15 protein-coding genes and 1 pseudogene are annotated in these 17,344 nt (G+C 70.8%); 8 read left to right on the forward strand and 8 right to left on the reverse strand.

Features of this window, described 5'->3' with window-relative positions:
* Positions 1-42: 42 nt before the first annotated feature.
* On the reverse strand, positions 43-480 hold the full coding sequence (locus ABD093_RS03605; protein WP_343922503.1) for a VOC family protein: 438 nt from the start codon (positions 478-480) through the stop codon (positions 43-45).
* Between the two features lie 233 nt (positions 481-713).
* Here ABD093_RS03605 and ABD093_RS03610 point away from each other — a divergent pair, with 233 nt between their 5' ends.
* The 3 genes from ABD093_RS03610 to ABD093_RS03620 all read left to right on the forward strand — a co-directional run bounded on the left by ABD093_RS03610 (position 714) and on the right by ABD093_RS03620 (position 3,595).
* A complete protein-coding gene (locus ABD093_RS03610; RefSeq protein WP_343922505.1) occupies positions 714-1,709 on the forward strand; it encodes a Gfo/Idh/MocA family protein in 996 nt (331 codons plus the stop codon).
* Positions 1,703-2,704, forward strand: coding sequence for a Gfo/Idh/MocA family protein (locus tag ABD093_RS03615; protein ID WP_343922507.1), 1,002 nt, complete (start codon positions 1,703-1,705; stop codon positions 2,702-2,704). Before ABD093_RS03610 ends, ABD093_RS03615 begins: the two co-directional genes overlap by 7 nt.
* Before the next feature lie 174 nt (positions 2,705-2,878).
* Positions 2,879-3,595: a GntR family transcriptional regulator gene (locus ABD093_RS03620; protein WP_343922509.1), complete on the forward strand. Its 717-nt coding sequence runs from the start codon at positions 2,879-2,881 to the stop codon at positions 3,593-3,595.
* 51 nt (positions 3,596-3,646) lie between these two features.
* Here the strand turns inward: ABD093_RS03620 and ABD093_RS03625 are convergent, their stop codons facing one another.
* The 7 genes from ABD093_RS03625 to ABD093_RS03655 all read right to left on the reverse strand — a co-directional run bounded on the left by ABD093_RS03625 (position 3,647) and on the right by ABD093_RS03655 (position 11,774).
* The gene (locus ABD093_RS03625) at positions 3,647-4,396 is read right to left on the reverse strand and encodes a hypothetical protein (RefSeq protein ID WP_343922511.1); all 750 of its coding nucleotides are present in this window, start codon (positions 4,394-4,396) and stop codon (positions 3,647-3,649) included.
* 393 nt (positions 4,397-4,789) lie between these two features.
* Positions 4,790-5,569: a triose-phosphate isomerase gene (locus ABD093_RS03630; protein WP_343922513.1), complete on the reverse strand. Its 780-nt coding sequence runs from the start codon at positions 5,567-5,569 to the stop codon at positions 4,790-4,792.
* 249 nt (positions 5,570-5,818) lie between these two features.
* On the reverse strand, positions 5,819-6,289 hold the full coding sequence (locus tag ABD093_RS03635) for a ribose-5-phosphate isomerase (RefSeq protein ID WP_343922515.1): 471 nt from the start codon (positions 6,287-6,289) through the stop codon (positions 5,819-5,821).
* A 42-nt stretch (positions 6,290-6,331) separates the two neighbouring features.
* Positions 6,332-8,047 (reverse strand): dihydroxyacetone kinase family protein, encoded by a 1,716-nt coding sequence (locus tag ABD093_RS03640; RefSeq protein ID WP_193117655.1) that lies wholly within the window; start codon positions 8,045-8,047, stop codon positions 6,332-6,334.
* 225 nt (positions 8,048-8,272) lie between these two features.
* Positions 8,273-9,772 carry a GntT/GntP/DsdX family permease gene (locus ABD093_RS03645; RefSeq protein WP_226850229.1) on the reverse strand — a complete coding sequence of 500 codons (1,500 nt, stop codon included), beginning with the start codon at positions 9,770-9,772 and terminating at the stop codon, positions 8,273-8,275.
* 62 nt (positions 9,773-9,834) lie between these two features.
* Positions 9,835-10,737: a phosphogluconate dehydrogenase C-terminal domain-containing protein gene (locus ABD093_RS03650; RefSeq protein WP_193117654.1), complete on the reverse strand. Its 903-nt coding sequence runs from the start codon at positions 10,735-10,737 to the stop codon at positions 9,835-9,837.
* A 152-nt stretch (positions 10,738-10,889) separates the two neighbouring features.
* Positions 10,890-11,774 (reverse strand): sugar phosphate isomerase/epimerase family protein, encoded by an 885-nt coding sequence (locus ABD093_RS03655; protein WP_343922518.1) that lies wholly within the window; start codon positions 11,772-11,774, stop codon positions 10,890-10,892.
* A 270-nt stretch (positions 11,775-12,044) separates the two neighbouring features.
* Between ABD093_RS03655 and ABD093_RS03660 the strand changes: the two genes are divergently transcribed.
* The 5 genes and pseudogenes from ABD093_RS03660 to ABD093_RS19685 form a co-directional block, all read left to right on the forward strand.
* Positions 12,045-12,824 carry a FadR/GntR family transcriptional regulator gene (locus tag ABD093_RS03660; protein WP_193117652.1) on the forward strand — a complete coding sequence of 260 codons (780 nt, stop codon included), beginning with the start codon at positions 12,045-12,047 and terminating at the stop codon, positions 12,822-12,824.
* Positions 12,825-13,134: 310 nt separating this feature from the next.
* Complete coding sequence (locus ABD093_RS03665) at positions 13,135-14,055, forward strand: sugar phosphate isomerase/epimerase family protein (RefSeq protein WP_193117651.1); 921 nt, start codon at positions 13,135-13,137, stop codon at positions 14,053-14,055.
* A gap of 46 nt (positions 14,056-14,101) precedes the next feature.
* Positions 14,102-14,905: an SDR family NAD(P)-dependent oxidoreductase gene (locus tag ABD093_RS03670; protein WP_343922520.1), complete on the forward strand. Its 804-nt coding sequence runs from the start codon at positions 14,102-14,104 to the stop codon at positions 14,903-14,905.
* A 110-nt stretch (positions 14,906-15,015) separates the two neighbouring features.
* A complete protein-coding gene (locus tag ABD093_RS03675) occupies positions 15,016-16,299 on the forward strand; it encodes an alpha-hydroxy acid oxidase (RefSeq protein WP_193117649.1) in 1,284 nt (427 codons plus the stop codon).
* Positions 16,296-17,252, forward strand: a pseudogene (locus ABD093_RS19685) (2-hydroxyacid dehydrogenase); the annotation flags it as partial. The gene ABD093_RS03675 and the pseudogene ABD093_RS19685, both read left to right, overlap by 4 nt.
* Positions 17,253-17,344 lie beyond the last annotated feature (92 nt).

Consider the following 17,344-nt stretch of genomic DNA (forward strand, 5'->3'; position numbering starts at 1 on the left):
GGCCGGGTCGTGAGGGCTCGATCCTGGACCGACGGCGCGCCCTCAGACCACGCAGAACTCGTTGCCCTCGGGATCGGCCATGACGACGTGGTCGGGGCCGTCGGGTCCGTCGTGCTGCTGGAGGACCGTCGCGCCGAGGCCGGTGAGGCGCTCGACCTCCGCGGCGACCCGTGGCCACCGCTGATCCTGGGGGATCTGCCGTCCGCCCCCGGCCTGGACGTCCAGGTGAAGCCGATTCTTGACCGTCTTCGCCTCGGGGACCCGCAGGAAGGAGATCGAGGGTGCCGCGCCCGTCGGATCCTGGAGGTAGGCGCCGTCGTCCCATTCGTCCTCGGGCACGTCATAGGCGATCAGCCACGCCTCCCAGCTGGCGTAGCCGGCCGGCACCGGGGCGGGCTCGTAGCCGAGCGCCTCCGACCAGAAGCGTGCCAGCAGCGCGGGGGAGGAGCAGTCGATCGTGAGCTTCCACAGGGTGGTCATGGTGGTCCCTTCATCAGGTGGCGAGAGCATATGCGGCCGGGCCGACGCTCCTGCCGCCGTGCCGTGCCTCGGCGTCTCTGCCGCTCCTGTCGCCGTACCCTGCGGGCGTTCCGCCGATCGCCGTTCCGGCGGACGTCTCGACCGCTCGCGACTCTTGACACCGCCCGGGACACCGGGAAGGATTACGCAAACCGCTTTCGTAAATAGGGTCCGTCCAGCCCGGAAGGTTGACCATGACCACGTCGTCACCACCCGTCGCGCCAGTTCGCGTCGGCGTCATCGGAACGGGCGGCATCTCACGCGCCCACACCCCGGGATGGCTGGAGACCGGTGCCGAGCTGCACTGCTTCAGCCTCGACGGGGCGGAGGAGTACGCCGAGCAGTTCGGGGCCACGGTCCACGCGACCCTCGAGGACCTCCTCGCCGCGGTCGACGTCGTGGACGTCTGCACCCCCACCGCCGTGCACGCCGAGATCGTCCACCAGGCGCTCGACGCCGGGAAGGACGCCGTGTGCGAGAAGCCGCTCGCGCTCACCACCGAGGACGCCCGCGCCGTCGTCGAGCACGCCGACCGCGCAGGTCGTCGTCTGTTCCCCGCGCATGTGGTGCGGTTCTTCCCGCAGTACGCCGCAGCCCGGGCCGCCGTCGAGGCCGGCACCATCGGGCGGATCGCGGTGCTCCGCTTCGAGCGCACCGGATCCTTCCCCACGCAGCCCTGGTTCGCCGACGAATCGCAGTCCGGCGGCATCATCATGGACCAGATGATCCACGACATCGACCAGGCGATCTGGCTGGCCGGGCCCGTCGAGCGGGTCTACGCCCAGCAGTCGATCTCCAGCTCGACCGAGACCGTGCGCACCGCCCACGCCGTGCTCACCCACACCGGTGGCGCCATCAGCCACTGCCGCGGCCTGTGGGGCCCGCCCGGCACCACCTTCCGCTACACCTTCGACCTCGCCGGGGATGCGGGCCGCCTGCAGTACGACTCCGCCGGTGATCCGGGCGTCGTCTTCGACGGGGTCGCCACCGAGCAGCAGGCCGCGGGAGACGGCTTCCTGCCCGACGTGAGCGGCATGCGCAGCCCCTACGCCGAGGAGATCCTCGAGTTCGCGGCCGCCCTCCGCTCCGGAACCCCCACCCGGGTCAGCGCGGCCGACGGCGCCTACGCCGTCGAGGTGTCCCGCGCCGCCCTCGAGTCCCTGCGCACCGGACGGAGCATCACATGCTGACCGCATCGCCCAGCACGGGCACGCTGAAGATCGCCCTCATGAGCTGCGCGCACACCCACGCCGGGGCGTACGCGGCCCGGCTCGAGCCGCGCGCCGACATCGACCTGGTGGTCGCCGATCCCGACGGGTTCGGCGATGTGCAGGGGGTGACGGTGGTCGGCTCCTACGACGAGGCGTGGAACGCCTGGCCCGAGGGGCCCGACGCGATCGTCGTGACCAGTGCGAACGCCCACCACAAGGAGCTCGTGCTCGAGGCGGCCCGCCGCGGTGTGCACGTGCTGTGCGAGAAGCCGCTGGCCACGAACGTCGCCGACGCCGAAGCCATGGTCGCCGCGTGCGCCGAGGCGGGCGTGGTGCTCATGACCGCCTTCCCGGTGCACTTCGCCCCGGCCGTAGAGACCCTGCGCGCCGCCGTGGCCGACGGCGCCCTCGGCGAGGTCATCGGCATCACCGGCACCAACAACGGCAAGCTGCCCGACACCCGCGCCTGGTTCACCGACGTGGAGCTCGCCGGCGGCGGCTCCCTCGTGGACCACACCGTGCACATCGCCGAGATCCTCGACTCGATGGTCGGCCCGCCCACGACGGTGCACGCCACCAGCAACCGCATCCTCTGGGCGGACCGGGCCGGCGAGGGCGCCGAGACCGGCGGGCTCGTCACCCTGACCTACGACTCGGGCCTGGTCGCCACCATCGACTGCTCCTGGTCGCAGCCGGCCGACGCCCCCACCTGGGGCGGCCTCCGGATCCAGGCCGTGGGCACCGGCGGTCAGCTCCAGGTCGACGCCTTCGCCGAGCACGTCGGCGGGCCCGGCCAGTGGCTGCCCTACGGCGTGGACTCCGACGCGGCCCTGCTCGAGGCATTCCTCGGGGCCGTGCGCGCGGGCACGGCCGTGGAGCCCTCGGGCGACGTGGGCCTGCGCACGGTGCGCGTGGTCGCTGCGGCGCAGGAGTCCGTGCGCACGGGTCAGCCCGTGGAGCTGACGCGGGCCTGAGGGCCCTGCACTCCCGGCTCCCGGGGAGTCGGGTTCGCGGAGGCTCGGCGTACCGGTTGCCCGGATCCCCAGCAGTCGGCCCGGACGGCTGGGTATCCTATGGGAAATCGGGACCACCGCTGCGGGGGTTCGGCCGTTGACGTCCGGACCCCCGCGCTCGAAGGGAATCATCAGATGGCCATCAGACGACAGGTGCTGCGCGACGAGGTCGAGGAGCTCATCCTCCAGCGTCTGCTCGAGGCCCGGTGGGCGCCGGGCTCCCGCCTGAGCATCGACGGACTGGCCCGGGACCTCGAGGTCTCACCCACCCCGGTGCGCGAGGCGATGGTGTCCCTCGAGCGTTCCGGCCTGGTCGAGTACGTCGCGCTGCGGGGGTACGTCGTCGCGCCGATGCTCGACGTGGAGCAGATCACTGAGCTCCTGGAGGCGCGCAAGACCATCGAGCTCGCCGTGCTGGACCGCGCCTTCGAGCACTGGGACGACCTGCTCGCGGGCCTCGAGGCGGCGCAGACCCATCACGCCGAGATCATCGAGCGCATCGAGACGGCCGAACGGACCGGCGAGGTCTCCTACGAGCTGGTCCATGAGCACTTCCAGGCCGACTGGGGCTTCCACCAGGTGCTCTACAAGCACGCGGACAACCGCTACCTGGCCCAGATGTTCGAGAGCCTGAGCACCCACACGCACCGCATGCGCCAGACCTGGGAGGGCGGTCCGCTGCAGCTCGATGCCCGTGAGGCGTACGAGGAGCACGGCACGATCCTGGCGAAGGTGCGCCAGCACCATCACGATGCGGCGCTCAAGGCGCTCGCCGACCACCTCGACGCGGTGCTCGTGCGGTCCATCCGGACCAGCGAGGTCGAGGCGCAGGGAGCGACCGACCCCGTCTGACCGGCGTCGTCCTTCTCAGGGTGGCGCCGACTGTGCGCGTCGCCGTCGGCGTCAGCGATCCTCGACAGGGCTCCTGCCCTGTTCGGGCAGGCGGCGCCTCAGGAACTCGGAGTGAACGTCGAGCGAGCGGGTGACCCCGGCGACGATGTCGTGCTCGATCCGATCCAGCTCCTCGCCGAGCGCCGACAGCTGCTGGTCGATGCTCTGCAGGTTCGCCAGGGCCTTCTCCCGTGCCTCGCCGGTGACGGGGGAGAGGAAGCCGACGGTGTCCTCGAGGGCACGCACCAGCTCCGGGACGTAGCGCGCGGCCATGCCCTCCAGCATGAGCACGTCGTCGTCGGACGCACGACGTGACTGCAGGGCGGCGGAGCCCACCAGGGCATTGATCCGCTGCAGCAGCAGCTCCGCCCGGTTCAGCACGGGTCTGACCGCCGGGCCGGGCCTGGCTCGCCTCATCCGGGTGAGGCTCCGTCGCTGGTGCTTCGTGGAGTGCACGATCTTCTCGAGCACGACACGGGTCCCGGCCGGCAGCTCGGCGGCGCCGCCCAGCCGCACCGGCTTCTGCGTGCGGTTGCGCAGCAGGAAGGCCGTGCCGCCGCCGACGACGATGCCGACCCCCAGGCCCGCGAGCAGCGGAGCCACCAGGCCGGCGCCCCCGATGAGGCTGCTCACCCCGAGCACCATGAAGCTGCTGATCCCGAACGTGCCGCCGAGGACGGTGGGCACGACGGTGGTGAGCCACCGCCCGCGCCGACGCGGCACGGCGATCGCCGTCGAGAGCGGGGCATGGACCGTCCCCACGAGCGGATCGCCGGGTGGGCCCCACGAGGGGCGGTGTCTCGCTGTCGCCGACCAGCCCATGTTCCTGCCTCGGGGCATGGGATGGGGGCGGGGCATACGACCCCGCCGATCAGGTTGAGCATTCGTCCGGAACTGCTCGCTCATGGGCACCCCCAGGCCTCTCGTGGGACTGAGCTGACGTCCGCGGCGGGGACGACGGCCTGGGCCCTCGTGCGGAGCCTCTGCGGAGGACCCGTGTACAGGACCCAGATGCTGGACCCATCGACCGGACCCCGGTGCAGGACCCGTGTGCGGGGGCCGGCGTCGTCTCTCGTCACCGACTGCTCTCAGGGTATCGCCGGACCCCGAGCAGGGCCTGGGGGCCATCCCCCGATTCCCCGGGGGGCATGGCGCTCAGGATCCTGCGTGGGCCTCGGCGATGCGCAGCAGCTCGAGGTAGCCGCCCAGCTCCCACGCGGTACGGCCGACGAACAGGCCGGTCACATGGTCGATCCGGAGCAGGTCCGCCGCGTTGTCGAGGTTCACGGAGCCGCCGAACAGGATCCCGGCGACCGTCCCGGTGTACTGCGCGCCGAGGGCGGCGAAGGGCTCGATCAGCTCCTCGACGGTCGCCGGTCGGCCCTTCTCGCCGATCGCCCAGATCGGCTCATAGGCGATGACCACACGCGAGAGCTCCTCGGCGCTGAGCCCGCCCAGAGCCCCGGCGGCCTGCTCCAGGATGAACTCGGAGGAGCCGCCGGCATCCTTCACCGCGAGGCTCTCGCCGATGCACAGCAGGGGCGTGAGGCCATGGCGCAGGGCCGCGGCGACCTTCAGCCGCGTGGTCTCCACGGTCTCGCCGAAGTGCTCACGACGCTCCGAGTGACCGATCTCGACGATCTGCGCACCGGCATCCTTGGCCTGCGGCACGGACACCTCACCAGTCCAGGCGCCGGCGTCCTCCCAATGGGCGTTCTGCACCCCGAGCAGCACGGGGGAGTCCTCGCCGAGGACCTCCCGCACGGTGGTGGTCGCGGTGAACGACGGGATGACGAACGGCTGCACGCCGGTCGGGGCGGCACGGTCCAGGTTGTCCTGGCCGCCCAACTGGTCGCGCAGGCCCTCGGCCCACGCCCGACCCTCGGCCAGGGTCTTGGTCATCTTCCAGCTGGTGCCGATCCACAAGGTGCTCATGCGGGATCCTTCCGTGTCGTTCGAGGGGTGCTCCGGGTCCTGCGGAGGTCACCGTGCGTCCAGCCCGCGGCGCCGTTCCCGACGCCGCGCAGGGGTGACGCCGGTATCAGTCTCCGGTGTCCCGGTGCGCTCCGGTGACTCCCGGTGCGCCGTGGGGACTCTCGCCGGGGCGATTCGGCCGGTCGTGCTCCGAAAGGTGCCATCCAGGTGGAACCTTTCGGAGCACGGCTGCGGGCGGGGTCGGGCGGGTCAGGCCTGGTCGAGCGAGCCGTCGTAGGCGCAGATGGCGTCGACCTTCGCCGCGGAGGAGGACTCCGGGTCGAACTCGAGGTCGAGCCACACCTTCACGAGCTCCTGGGCGGCCTGGAGGCCGATCACGCGCTGGCCCATGCACAGCACCTGCGCGTTGTTGGAGAGCACGGAACGCTGCACGGAGTAGAGGTCGTGCGCGGTCACGGCGCGGATCCCGGGGACCTTGTTCGCCGCGATCGCGACGCCGAGGCCCGTGCCGCACACCAGCAGCGCCCGGTCCGCCTCGCCCGCGGCGACCTTCTCCGCGGCCGCGACGGCGACGTTGGGGTAGAAGGTGCCGTCGTCGGCCGAGCCGACGCCGACGTCGAGAACCGACTCGACGCGGTCGTCGGCCTCCAGCAGGGCCTTGAACTCTTCCTTGTAGCCGTAGCCGGCGTTGTCGCCGCCGACGATGATTCTCAGTGCCATGAGGGTCTCCTTCGAGTGGTGAGGTGAGGTGGTTCCAGGATGTCAGGCCAGGTGCTGCCCGAGCTCGGTCATGAGGATGGAGAACGAGATCGCGCCGGGGTCGGGCGTGCCGAGGGACTTGTCGCCCAGCACGCGGGCCCGGCCGAGGCTCGCGGTGATGTCGGCGGTGGCGTCGGCCGCAGAGCGGGCCACGCCGGCGGCCGAGAGGATCGCCGCGGAGGCGTTGTCGCCGGTGAACGCGTCGGCGAGGGCGGCGCGGAAGGGGATCGCGGCGTCGACCATGGTCTTGTCGCCCTCCGTCGCCCCGCCCAGGCGCAGCACCGCGTCGATGCCCGCGTCGACCGCCTCGACGATCGTGCGGGGCGAGCTGCCGGCGTCGTCGGCGAAGGTGCTCGCTGCGGCGATCAGCGCGCCGCCCCACAGGGCGCCGGAGGTGCCGCCGGCGGATTCGGACCAGGCCTCGCCGGCGCGGACCAGCAAGGTGCGGGCTCCGGCGCCGTCGGCGAGGGCCGTCTTCGCGGCGGCCGCGGCGCCCTTGGTGCCGTAGGCCATGCCCTGGCCGTGGTCGCCGTCGCCCGCGATCGCGTCGATCCGGCCCAGCTCGGCCTCCTCGCGGGCGCAGACGGCCTCGAACAGGTCCAGCACGCCGGCGATCCTGGTCGCGACCTCGCGGGACTCCTCGGTGGACTCGGGGGTCTCGTCGGCCCCGGCCTCCCAGAAGGTCTCGCGACGGGGGCGCTCCACGGCGGGCGTGGCGCCGCGGTGGAAGGCAGGGGTGTCGACGGGGGCCAGCCAGTGCTGCTCCAGCTCCTCGTCAAGGAACACCAGGGTCAGGGACAGCCCGGCCATGTCGAGGCTGGTGATGAACTCGCCGACCTCGGGGCGCACCGGCGTGATGCCCGCGTCCTCGAGCAGCTCGGCGACCTTCGCGTAGACCACGAAGAGCTCCTCGTACTTCACCGTGCCCAGGCCGTTGACGATCACGGCGGCGCGGCCCCGATAGCCGTCCGCGGCGCGCTCGGGCTGCTCGGCGAGGACGCCCTCGACCAGCAGCGCAGCGATCTCGTCGGCCGATCCGATCGGCTCGTCGCGCACACCGGGCTCGCCGTGGATGCCCAGACCCACGCCCATCTGCCCGTCGGCGACATGGAAGAGGGCCTCGGAGGCGCCGGGCAGGGTGCAGCCGTCGAAGGCGACGCCGAAGGAGCGAGTGGCGTCGTTGGCCTTCCAGGCGATGCGCTCCGCCTCGTCGAGGTCCGCGCCGGCCTCGATCGCCGCGCCGGCGATCTTGAAGACGGGCAGGTCACCGGCGATGCCGCGGCGGTCGCGGTGGTTCTCCGGCGTGTTGGAGACGATGTCGTCGCTGACCTTGATGATGCGCACGTCGATGCCCTCGGCGCGCAGCTTCTCCGCGGCCGCCCCGAAGTGGAGGACGTCGCCGGCGTAGTTGCCGAAGCCGAGCACCACGCCGCCGCCGTTCTCGGCGTTGCGGGCCACCGAGTACACCTGCGAGGCCGACGGAGAGGCGAAGATGTTGCCGCACGGGGCGCCGTGGCCCATGCCGGGGCCCACCCAGCCGGCGAAGGCGGGATAGTGGCCGGAGCCCCCGCCGATCACCAGGGCGGGCTGCCCCTTCGGGGTCGCGGTCGGACGCACCACGCCGCCGTGCACGACGGCGATGTGGTCGGGGTGGGACAGAGCCAGGCCGCGGACCGCATCGGTCGCGAAGTCGGCGGGGTCGTTGAAGAGATACGTCATCGGTGAGATTCCTCCACAGGGCGTCCGAATCGGGGGACCGGCGGCGCGCAGTCGGTGTCGAACGGGTGGGGTCGGTGACCCCGTCGTCCCCACGATCCTATAGGAAAAGTTCGGGGTGGGACAGCGACGGGATCAAGAGCTGGAGTGCAGGGTCGGCGACGGCCGTCGCCGGGGTGCGGGGATCGTCGGTCGATGCGGCCGCATCGGGGGAAGCAGGCGGAGCCGTCAGGCGATGAGCCAGACCAGGCTCAGGATCACCATCGCGCTGACACCGAGCACCGTGGTCAGCACGGTCCACGTGCGCAGCCCATCGGCGACCGACAGCCCCAGGAACTTCGTCGCGATCCAGAATCCCGAGTCGTTGATGTGGGACAGGGTCAGCGAGCCCAGGCCGATCGCCAGGATGATCAGCGCGACCTGGAGCGAGGAGTAATCGCCGGCGAGCACGGTGCTCTGGATGATCCCCGCAGCGGACAGCGTGGCGACGGTGCCGGAGCCCTGGGCGACCTTGAACACCAGGGCGACCAGGAAGGCCAGCAGCAGGATCGGCACACCCGCGTCGAGCAGGAGCCCGGAGACGGCGTCGCCCACACCCGTCTCGGTGAGGACCTTGGCGAACACTCCGCCGGCTCCGGTCACCAGGATGACGATCGCCGCGGGGCCGAGCGCGCCGTCCATGACCTCGCTGATCTGCTGCCTGCCCCAGCCGTGCATGACGCCGAGCAGGTACATGGCGATCAGGGTGGCGACCAGCAGTGCGAAGGCGGGAGCGCCGATGAAGGAGAGCATGTTCGCCGCCGAGCTGCCGTCGGGGAACACGAGAGTCCCCACCGTGCCGCAGGCGATCATCACGATCGGCAGCAGGATCAGGGCGATCACGAGCGTCGCCGGGGGACGCCGATGAGTCTCGCCATCCGCTCGCACCTCGCCGTCCGTCGGGACCTCGCGGTCCGTCAGGACCTCGCCGTCCGTCGGGGCGGTGTCGAGGGCCGAGGGCGCGGAGCCTGTGGTGCGCCCGCCCGATGCGCCGGATCCTGCTGCGCAGACGCTCGCTGCGCCGGCTATCGCGTACTTCTGTGAGATCTCGGGATCGAGGGAGAAGGCGCGGGAGCCGATGACCTTCGTGCCGACGACGTGCACCAGGACGCCCATGGGAATCGCGAGCGCGATGCCCAGCAGCGTCACCAGGCCCATGAGGTCCTGGCCGAGGAGCGTCGTGGAGCCGACGACTCCGGGGTGCGGGGGCACCGTGTTGTGGATGAACACCATGAGCACGGCGACCGGCATGCCGATCGCGATCGGAGCACGATGCCCGGCCGCCTTGGCGAAGGCGAAGATGATCGGCACCAGGATGATGAAGGCGACGTCGAAGAAGATCGGGATCGCGACCAGCCCGGAGGCGATCAGCAGCGCCTGGGCGAGGCGCTTCTCGCCCAGCACCTCGGCGGCGCGCTGGGCGATCACCTCGGCACCGCCCGTCTTCTCGATGATGCCGCCCAGCATCGCCCCGAGCCCCACCAGCAATGCCACGCTGCCGAGGGTGCCGCCCATCCCCTCGATCATGAGGGGGACGACGTCCTGGATCGCGACGCCGGCGGCCAGGGCGGTCAGCACGGAGACGACCAGCAGAGACACATAGGCGGGCCACTTCAGCGCTATGACCGTGAACAGGAGGATCGCGATCGCGGCGACGGCGATCCCGAGCAGGAGGAATGGCGACATCATCGGGCCTTTCTCGGTGGGCCGGGGCGACCTGGGTCAGGGCGCCCCGGCAGAGGGGGTGCTGGTCAGCGCTCGATTGTGTCGAGGTCGAGCATCGTGGCGAGGACCTTGTCGAGCTCGGCGTCGTCCCAGACCTTGGTCCAGTCGGGCTTGATGATCGACTCGCGGCCGTAGTCCATGGCGCGCAGGCAGGCGTCGGAGAACGGGTTCGAGCCGCGCAGCGCATTGGTCAGCGAGATGAAGATGTGCCCGTAGAACAGGGCCTTCACGGCGTCCTCGGGGATGCCGACCTCGTGGATCGCGTGGTCCATGGAGTCCTTGAGGAACTGGCCGATCATGCAGCCGGTGGTCTCCACCAGGGTGGGCTCGAGCTGGGCGAGCTGCTTGATCGTCACCCAGTGCACGTCGATCACGGGGGCGTAGATCGCGCGGATCACGGCGGCGGTGCGCTCGCGGATCGCCTCGTCCCCGCCCTCGTAGGCGGCCACGACCTCCTGCGGCGCGGCGATGCCGCCGAAGGTGTCGGCCCACTCCTCGGGGGTGGTGCGCTCGAGGAAGACCGACGGATGGGCCGGGTGCGCGCAGGCCTGGTGGATGCCCTCGCGCTCGGCGAGCAACCCGGCATAGGCGGCGGCGGGGTCGAGGGTGAGCAGCACCGAGCCCTCCTTCATGAGGGGTACGACCTGCTCGGAGACCTTCCCGAGGATGACATCGGGGATCGCGAGGATGACCACGTCGGCGGCCTTCGCGGCGTCCTCGAGCTCGGTGACCTCACGGCCCAGCTCGGCCAGACGCTGCTGGCCGGATTCGGAGGCCTCCACGTAGTACACGGGAGCGTCGGTGAGGTTGAGGTTGTTCGAGACGCGGGTGCCCATCTTGCCGGCCGCTCCGACGACGGCGACCGAGATCGAGGGGTCCAGCTCCACGGACTTGCCGAAGAGGGGGTTGAGTTCCTTGCTGCTGGTCATGGCATGACTCCTTCGTGGGTGGTGCCCCGGGTGGGGCGCTCTGATCGGCCCGGGCGGGCCGCTGGCGGTGGTGACGTCGGGTGCAGAGGCAGGTGCAGGTGCGGGGGGCCAGACGCGGTGGGGCGGTGGGGCAGTGGGGCGAGGCCTGCGGCTCAGCCGACGCGGGCGTCGCCCCAGGCGCGCAGGGCCGCGAGGGTGCGGTCGGTCCAGGCCCGCTCGGCGGTCAGAGTGCTCTGCAGGTCTCCCTGCCAGGGCAGCCAGTGCTCGACGATCGCGCTCGGGGTGCGGTGCTCCCCGGTCGGACCCTCCCGGTGGGGCTGGGCGGCGCGACGTCCGGTGGCCGGTGCGGCCTCGCCGTACACGGCGGCGAGCTCGTGCTCGAGGTCGAGGAGCCCGTCCCCGAGCGGTGCGCCGGAGAAGGTGAAGCCGACCCAGCCCTCCTGACGGGCGAAGGCGAAGTCCTTCACGTGCAGGTTCACGGTGCGGCGCGCGCACGACTCGACCACCTGCTTCGGGTGCTCGAGCGCGGAGACGCAGTTCGCGGGGTCCAGGCAGATCCCCACGAGCGGGGAACCGACCGCCTCGATCACCTGCAGCAGGGTCGTGGTGGGCACCTGCTCGTAGGTCTCCAGGGCGAGGGTGACCTCGAGGGCCTCCAGGCGAGGGAGGACAGCTCGCAGCTCCTCCACCGCGGACTCGGCACCCTCGGCGATCTCCGGTGACTGGATCATCGAGCGCAGGGTGCGCGCGCCGAGCGCCTCGGCGATGTCGAGGAAGCGCGACAGGTGCTCGCGGCCGATGGTGCGGGTGCCGAGCTCGAGCTCGACGCCGAGGATCTCGGCGCGCTCCCGCAGCTCCCGCAGCTCGGCGGCGTCGAGCTGCTCGACGCGGGGGTCATCGCAGATCTGGAAGACGTCGCAGCCCAGCTGGGCAGCGCGATCGATCATGCCGGCGATGCTCAACGGCTTGGGGTTGCGGCCCTCGAACTCCCAGAACAGGGCATAGGTGCCGATGCCGATCGGGAAGGGGTGCGTCATGCGCGGTCACTCCATCGTGGGAATCGCGGTGTTCAGGAAGTTCGTCGCGGCTGGGCTCTCAGACCGGGCTGCTGTGGCGCCGCGCTGGAGGTTGTGCCGGTCGTGCCGGTGGATGCTGCCGGTGTTGCCGACGACCTCGCCGACACTAGCGCCACAAATGGTAATTGGTCAACCGGTTGGCCAATTGCGGAGAGGATCTTGAGGCCGGCCCGCCTTGCAGAGACGCCTCGGACGTCGGTCGATTGGGCCGTGCCGGTACTGTGAGACGTTGTGACCACCCCATCCCTGCATGCCGCCGAACCGTCGGACGACGACAGCGCGTCGCCTGCCCGTTTCGGGGCTCGCCGGATCGTTCCCACAGGCCTGAACCGCTCTCCGAGCAGCGCCGTCGCGCACCGCCTGCTCGATCTCCTGCTCGGTGAGTCGATGCGCCCCGGTGATCGCCTGCCGGGCGAGCGTGCGCTCGCCGAAGAGCTCGGCGTGGGCCGGAGCGCGGTGCGCGAGGCGATCTCCGCTCTCGAGGTGCTCGGTGTGGTGGAGACCCGCGCCGGGTCGGGCACCTACCTGCGCTCGGGCACCTCGGAGCTGCTCCCCAGCACCCTCAGCTGGTCGCTGCTGATGGACCAGGAGCGCACCGCCGAGCTGAGCGTGGTGCGCGGTGCCCTCGAGCGCAGCGCCGCCCAGCTCGCCGCGCTCACCGCCACCGCCGAACAGAAGGCGGAGCTGACGGGGATCGTCGAGGATCAGCGGGCTGCGGCCGACGACCCCGAGGGGTACGTGGCCGCCGACGTCGCCTTCCATCGCGTCCTCGCTCAGATCGGCGGCAACGCCCTCGTCGGCGAGCTGCTGGCCACCACGCGCACCCTTCTGCGGGTCTGGTTCGAACGGTCGGTCGACAACCGGGAGGACATCGACCGGGCGATCCTCGAGCACGGGATGATCGCCGAGGCCGTCGCCGCCGGCGATGCCGCCGCGGCTGGAATGGCGATGGAGCAGCACATGGCTACGGCCGCGGAGCGGCTCCTGCGGGATACCACGCCAAGCGCCTGACCTGGCGTCCACGTGGGACGACGGCTCGATGAACGGCACGCGGGGAAGCGTGGACCGAGGCGCGTCGTCCGCCTCTGGGTGACCACCGACCCGGGAGGAGGTCATCGACGCTTCTCGCGACTGCTCCTGCCCGCCACGTCGCCGTGCCGTCAGGGCGACCTCGTGCTCGGTACCCGACCCCGCTGGACGTCGTCGTGTCACCAGTGCCGTCGAACGGCGATCGACGATTTCTCGCGGAAAGCCTTCCCACGATGGCGAACGATCCTATAGGATCGACGGCAACGAGACGTCACGAGGAAAGAGGACAACGATGTTCACAGCGGAGAACTGGCCCATCGGAGCCAACATGCTGTCGTTCGGCAGCACCACGACGGACGGCACCCCCACCCTGGAGGCCTCCTCCTCGGTCTGGGCCTCCCAGCTGCGCCAGGTCAAGGCGCTCGGCGTCGACCAGATCGACCCCACCGACGCCTGGCTGCCGCTCGCGAAGCTCTCCGACGAGCGCGTCGAGGAGTTCCGCAGCGTGCTCGACGGCGAGGGCATGACCCTCTCCTCGATCTCCATGACCCGCAACTCGGTCGTGGACGTGAAGAACGGCGAGCAGAACGTCGCCGACGCGCTGCGCTTCATCGACCTCGCCCCCAGCTTCGGCGTGAGCGTGGTCAACACCGGCTTCATGCAGGCGACCACCGAGGCTCAGCAGAAGGCCATCTGGTTCTGGCTGGCCGACGGCCACGTCGACGACCCGGCGCTGCGCGACCTCGCCATCGAGCGGATCCGCACCCTCGGCGACGCCGCCCGCGACCAGGGCATCGAGGTCAGCCTCGAGATGTACGAGGACACCTACGTGGGCACCGCCGACGAAGCCGTGGCCTTCGTCAAGGACGTGGGTCACGAGGCCGTGGGCCTGAACCCGGACATCGGCAACCTCGTGCGCCTGCACCGCGAGGTCGAGCCGTGGGCGGACATGTTCGAGAAGGTGCTGCCCCACTCGAACTTCTGGCACATCAAGAACTACACCCGTGACCTCGACCCGGCCACCGGCGCGTACTCCTCGGCCCCGATGCCGCTGAAGTACGGCTACATCAACTACCGCCAGGTGATCCTCCGCGCCCTCGAGCTCGGCTACTCCGGTCCGTTCTGCTGCGAGCACTACGGCTCCGACTCCCTCGGCGTCATCGCCGAGAACGTGCAGTACATCCGTCAGGTGCTGGCCTCTGCCCTCGCCTGATCCGCAACCCGCCAGAACAATCCCTTCCGAACAAAGGAGTTCACGCATGACTCTCGAGATCAACCGCATCCAGCCCTTCCCCGACGAGCGCACCGCGATCGTCACCGGTGCCGGCGCCGAGCGCGGCATCGGCCGTCGCGTCGCCCGCAAGCTCGCTTCCGAGGGGTGGAGCGTCGTCGCGGCCGATATCGACGGCGCCGCCACGGAGGCCTTCGCCGCCGAGCTGACCGCCGAGCTTCCCGCGGAGAGCGGCCAGAAGGTCATCGGCGTCGGCGTCGACATCTCCGACCAGGCCGCTGTGGACGCCGCCTTCGCGCGCATCGACGCCGAGATGCCGCCGATCGCCGCGCTGGTGAACCTCGCCGGCATCCCCAGCCCCCACTCGATCTTCGAGATCACCTCGGATATCTGGGACAAGGTCATGAACGTCAACGGCAAGGGCACCCTGCTGATGATCCAGGCCGCGGCGACGCGCATGATCGACGGCGGCTTCGGCGGTCGCATCGTGAACACCGCCTCCATCACCGCCCTCGATGGCGGTGGCACCTTCTCCAAGACGGGCTACGCCGCCGCGAAGGCCGCCGTGCAGGGCCTCACCCGTGGCGCCGCCCGCGAGCTGGGCCAGTACGGCATCACCGCCAACGTGATCCTGCCCGGCCCGATCGACACCGACATCATGGGTGGCACGCTCACCGACGACCGCAAGGCCGGCATGAGCGCCAACATCCCCCTGCAGCGCGTGGGCCAGCCCGAGGAGGTCGCCGGCCTGATCAACTTCCTGGTCAGCGAGGACTCCAGCTTCGTGAGCGGCACGTCGATCAACGTCGACGGCGGCAAGCACATGCACTGAGAGACCCCTCGGCCCCGGGGCGACCACCCCGGGGCCGCACCTCGTGCACCGTCGCACAGCAGGACAGCAGGACAGCAGGACCAGCCATACCGACTCGAAGGAGAGACCCCTTGGCCGACTCGACACTTTCCGGTGCCCTCGAATTCGCGAAGATGCTCGCCGCGGGCGGCTTCCGCCTGGACCCGATGGAATCCGCCCCCTCCATCGAGGACATCCGGCAGCTCGCGAAGAAGCGCCTTCCCACCATGGCCTTCGATATCGTCGACGGGGCCTCGAACCACGAGATCACCCTGGATGCGAACACCCGCGACCTGCGCGAGGTGCGGTTCCGTCCGCGCTGGCTGACGGACATCTCCACGATCGACATCAGCACCTCCGTCGACGGCATGGACCTCCAGCGCCCCTATGTGCTCGGGCCGCTGGGCCTGCAGCGCATGATCGGCGGCGAGGGCGAGCTGGGCGCGGTGCGCGCGGCCGGCAAGGCGAACATCCCCTTCACGATCTCCACCGCCTCGAACTGGGCGATGGAGGAGCTCGCGGACGAGGCCACCGGCCCGCTCTGGTACCAGCTGTACATGTACAAGAGCCCCAAGATCGTCTCGAACCTGATCTCCCGGGCGAAGGCCATCGGCGCCGAGGCGCTCGTGGTGACGGTGGATGTTCCCCTGAACGGCAAGCGGTACCGCGACCACCGCAACGGTATGTCGATCCCCCCGAAGATCACTCCGCGCAACGCGGTGCAGGCGGTGCGCCACCTCAACTGGACCCGCGCGATCATGAAGCCTCCGACGATCGGCTTCCGCAACCTTGCCGGCGAGATTCAGGGCGACAACGCCGTCTCCCACCAGGAGTTCGTCAAGCGCTACCTCACGAACCTCACCCTGACCTGGGCAGACATCGAGGATGTACGGCGTCAGTGGGACGGCCCGGTGTACATCAAGGGCATCCTCACCCCCGAGGATGCGCAGCGGGCCCGGAACGTCGGCGCCCAGGGCATCTACGTCTCCAACCATGGCGGCCGCCAGCTCGACTCGACGCCCAGCACCATCAGCGTGCTGCCCTCGATCGTCGACGCCGTGGGCGAGGACATGACCGTCGTGTTCGACTCCGGTGTGCGCACGGGCGACGACATCGCCAAGGCCCTCGCGGTGGGTGCGGACCTGGTCTCCATCGGCCGTGCCTGGGGCTACGGCAACGCCGCGGGCGGTGAGAAGGGCGTGCTGCGCGTGCTCGACATCCTCGACGAGGAGCTCGAGCTGGCCATGGGTCAGCTCGGCGCCACCAGCATCGACGCGCTGGACCGCGGCTTCGTGGACTACCCCGAGGCCTGGCACGGCACGGGCCTGCACCGCGAGCCGGAATCCGGCACGACGGCCGACGGGCCGAGCGCATGAGCCGCCCCTGGAAGCTCGCCGTCACTGCGGACTACTCCGAAGCGGACGGCTCCACCATCTACGGCGACATCGGCCTGGGCACGCTCGCCGAGCAGGGGATCGAATGGTCCCGGGTCGAGGTCCCGATCAGCCCCGGGGCGCTCGAGGGCTTCGATGCTGTGCTGCTGCTCAGCGGCACGCCCTTCGGCGCCGCGCAGCTCGAGGGCGTCACCACGCTCACGCACGTGGCCCGTTTCGGTGCCGGCTTCGACTCCGTGGACCTCGAGGCCTGCGATGCCGCCGGGATCACCGTCACCAACGCTCCCACCGGGCTGCGGGTGCCGATGGCCCACACCGCGCTGACCTTCCTGTTCGCCCTCGCCCACAACCTGCTGCCCAAGGACCGCCTGGTCCGCGAGGCCGACTGGGACCGCAAGGCGGAGTACAGAGGCCCGGGCCTGGCCACCGCGACCATCGGCATGATCGGTCTGGGCGGCATCGGGCAGGAGACGGTGCGCCAGCTGCGCGCCCTGAACCTCGAGGTCATCGCCTGGAACCGGTCGGCCCGTCCCGAGTTCTGCGCCGAGGTCGGCGCGACCCAGCTCGAGCTCGATGAGGTGATCGCCCGCAGCGACTACCTGATCGTCACGGTCGCCGCGAACTCCCAGACCCGTCACCTGATCGGTGCCCCGGAGCTGGCCCGGATGAAGGACTCCGCATTCCTCATCAACATCGCCCGCGGCGCCGTGGTCGATGAGCCGGCCCTGATCACCGCCCTGCAGGACGGCACGATCGCCGGGGCCGGGCTCGACGTCTTCGAGGTCGAGCCGCTCCCGGCCAGCAGCCCCCTGCTCGCGCTGGAGAACGTGGTGCTCGCCCCGCACGCGCTGTGCTGGACGAAGGACTTCGCCGACAACACCGGCGCCGAGGTGCTCGGGGAGGTCACCGCCGTCGCCAGCGGCCGGGCTCCGCGCAACATCGTGAACACCCCGCAGGCGTCGGCCGACGGGCCGAGCGGGGCCGACGGCACGCCCTCGTCGCGCGGGGCCGACGGGGCACCGGCGTT

Source organism: Brachybacterium tyrofermentans, from assembly GCF_039526165.1.
Classification (GTDB): Bacteria; Actinomycetota; Actinomycetes; order Actinomycetales; family Dermabacteraceae; genus Brachybacterium; species Brachybacterium tyrofermentans.

Bases quoted from the DNA above. Each gene is read 5' to 3' on its own strand.
- ABD093_RS03605 (WP_343922503.1), bottom strand. From the start codon at position 480: ATGACCACCCTGTGGAAGCTCACGATCGACTGCTCCTCCCCCGCGCTG.
- ABD093_RS03645 (WP_226850229.1), bottom strand. From the start codon at position 9,772: ATGATGTCGCCATTCCTCCTGCTCGGGATCGCCGTCGCCGCGATCGCG.
- ABD093_RS03635 (WP_343922515.1), bottom strand. From the start codon at position 6,289: ATGGCACTGAGAATCATCGTCGGCGGCGACAACGCCGGCTACGGCTAC.
- ABD093_RS03650 (WP_193117654.1), bottom strand. From the start codon at position 10,737: ATGACCAGCAGCAAGGAACTCAACCCCCTCTTCGGCAAGTCCGTGGAG.
- ABD093_RS03630 (WP_343922513.1), bottom strand. From the start codon at position 5,569: ATGAGCACCTTGTGGATCGGCACCAGCTGGAAGATGACCAAGACCCTG.
- ABD093_RS03615 (WP_343922507.1), top strand. From the start codon at position 1,703: ATGCTGACCGCATCGCCCAGCACGGGCACGCTGAAGATCGCCCTCATG.
- ABD093_RS03610 (WP_343922505.1), top strand. From the start codon at position 714: ATGACCACGTCGTCACCACCCGTCGCGCCAGTTCGCGTCGGCGTCATC.
- ABD093_RS03670 (WP_343922520.1), top strand. From the start codon at position 14,102: ATGACTCTCGAGATCAACCGCATCCAGCCCTTCCCCGACGAGCGCACC.
- ABD093_RS03665 (WP_193117651.1), top strand. From the start codon at position 13,135: ATGTTCACAGCGGAGAACTGGCCCATCGGAGCCAACATGCTGTCGTTC.
- ABD093_RS03655 (WP_343922518.1), bottom strand. From the start codon at position 11,774: ATGACGCACCCCTTCCCGATCGGCATCGGCACCTATGCCCTGTTCTGG.
- ABD093_RS03640 (WP_193117655.1), bottom strand. From the start codon at position 8,047: ATGACGTATCTCTTCAACGACCCCGCCGACTTCGCGACCGATGCGGTC.
- ABD093_RS03620 (WP_343922509.1), top strand. From the start codon at position 2,879: ATGGCCATCAGACGACAGGTGCTGCGCGACGAGGTCGAGGAGCTCATC.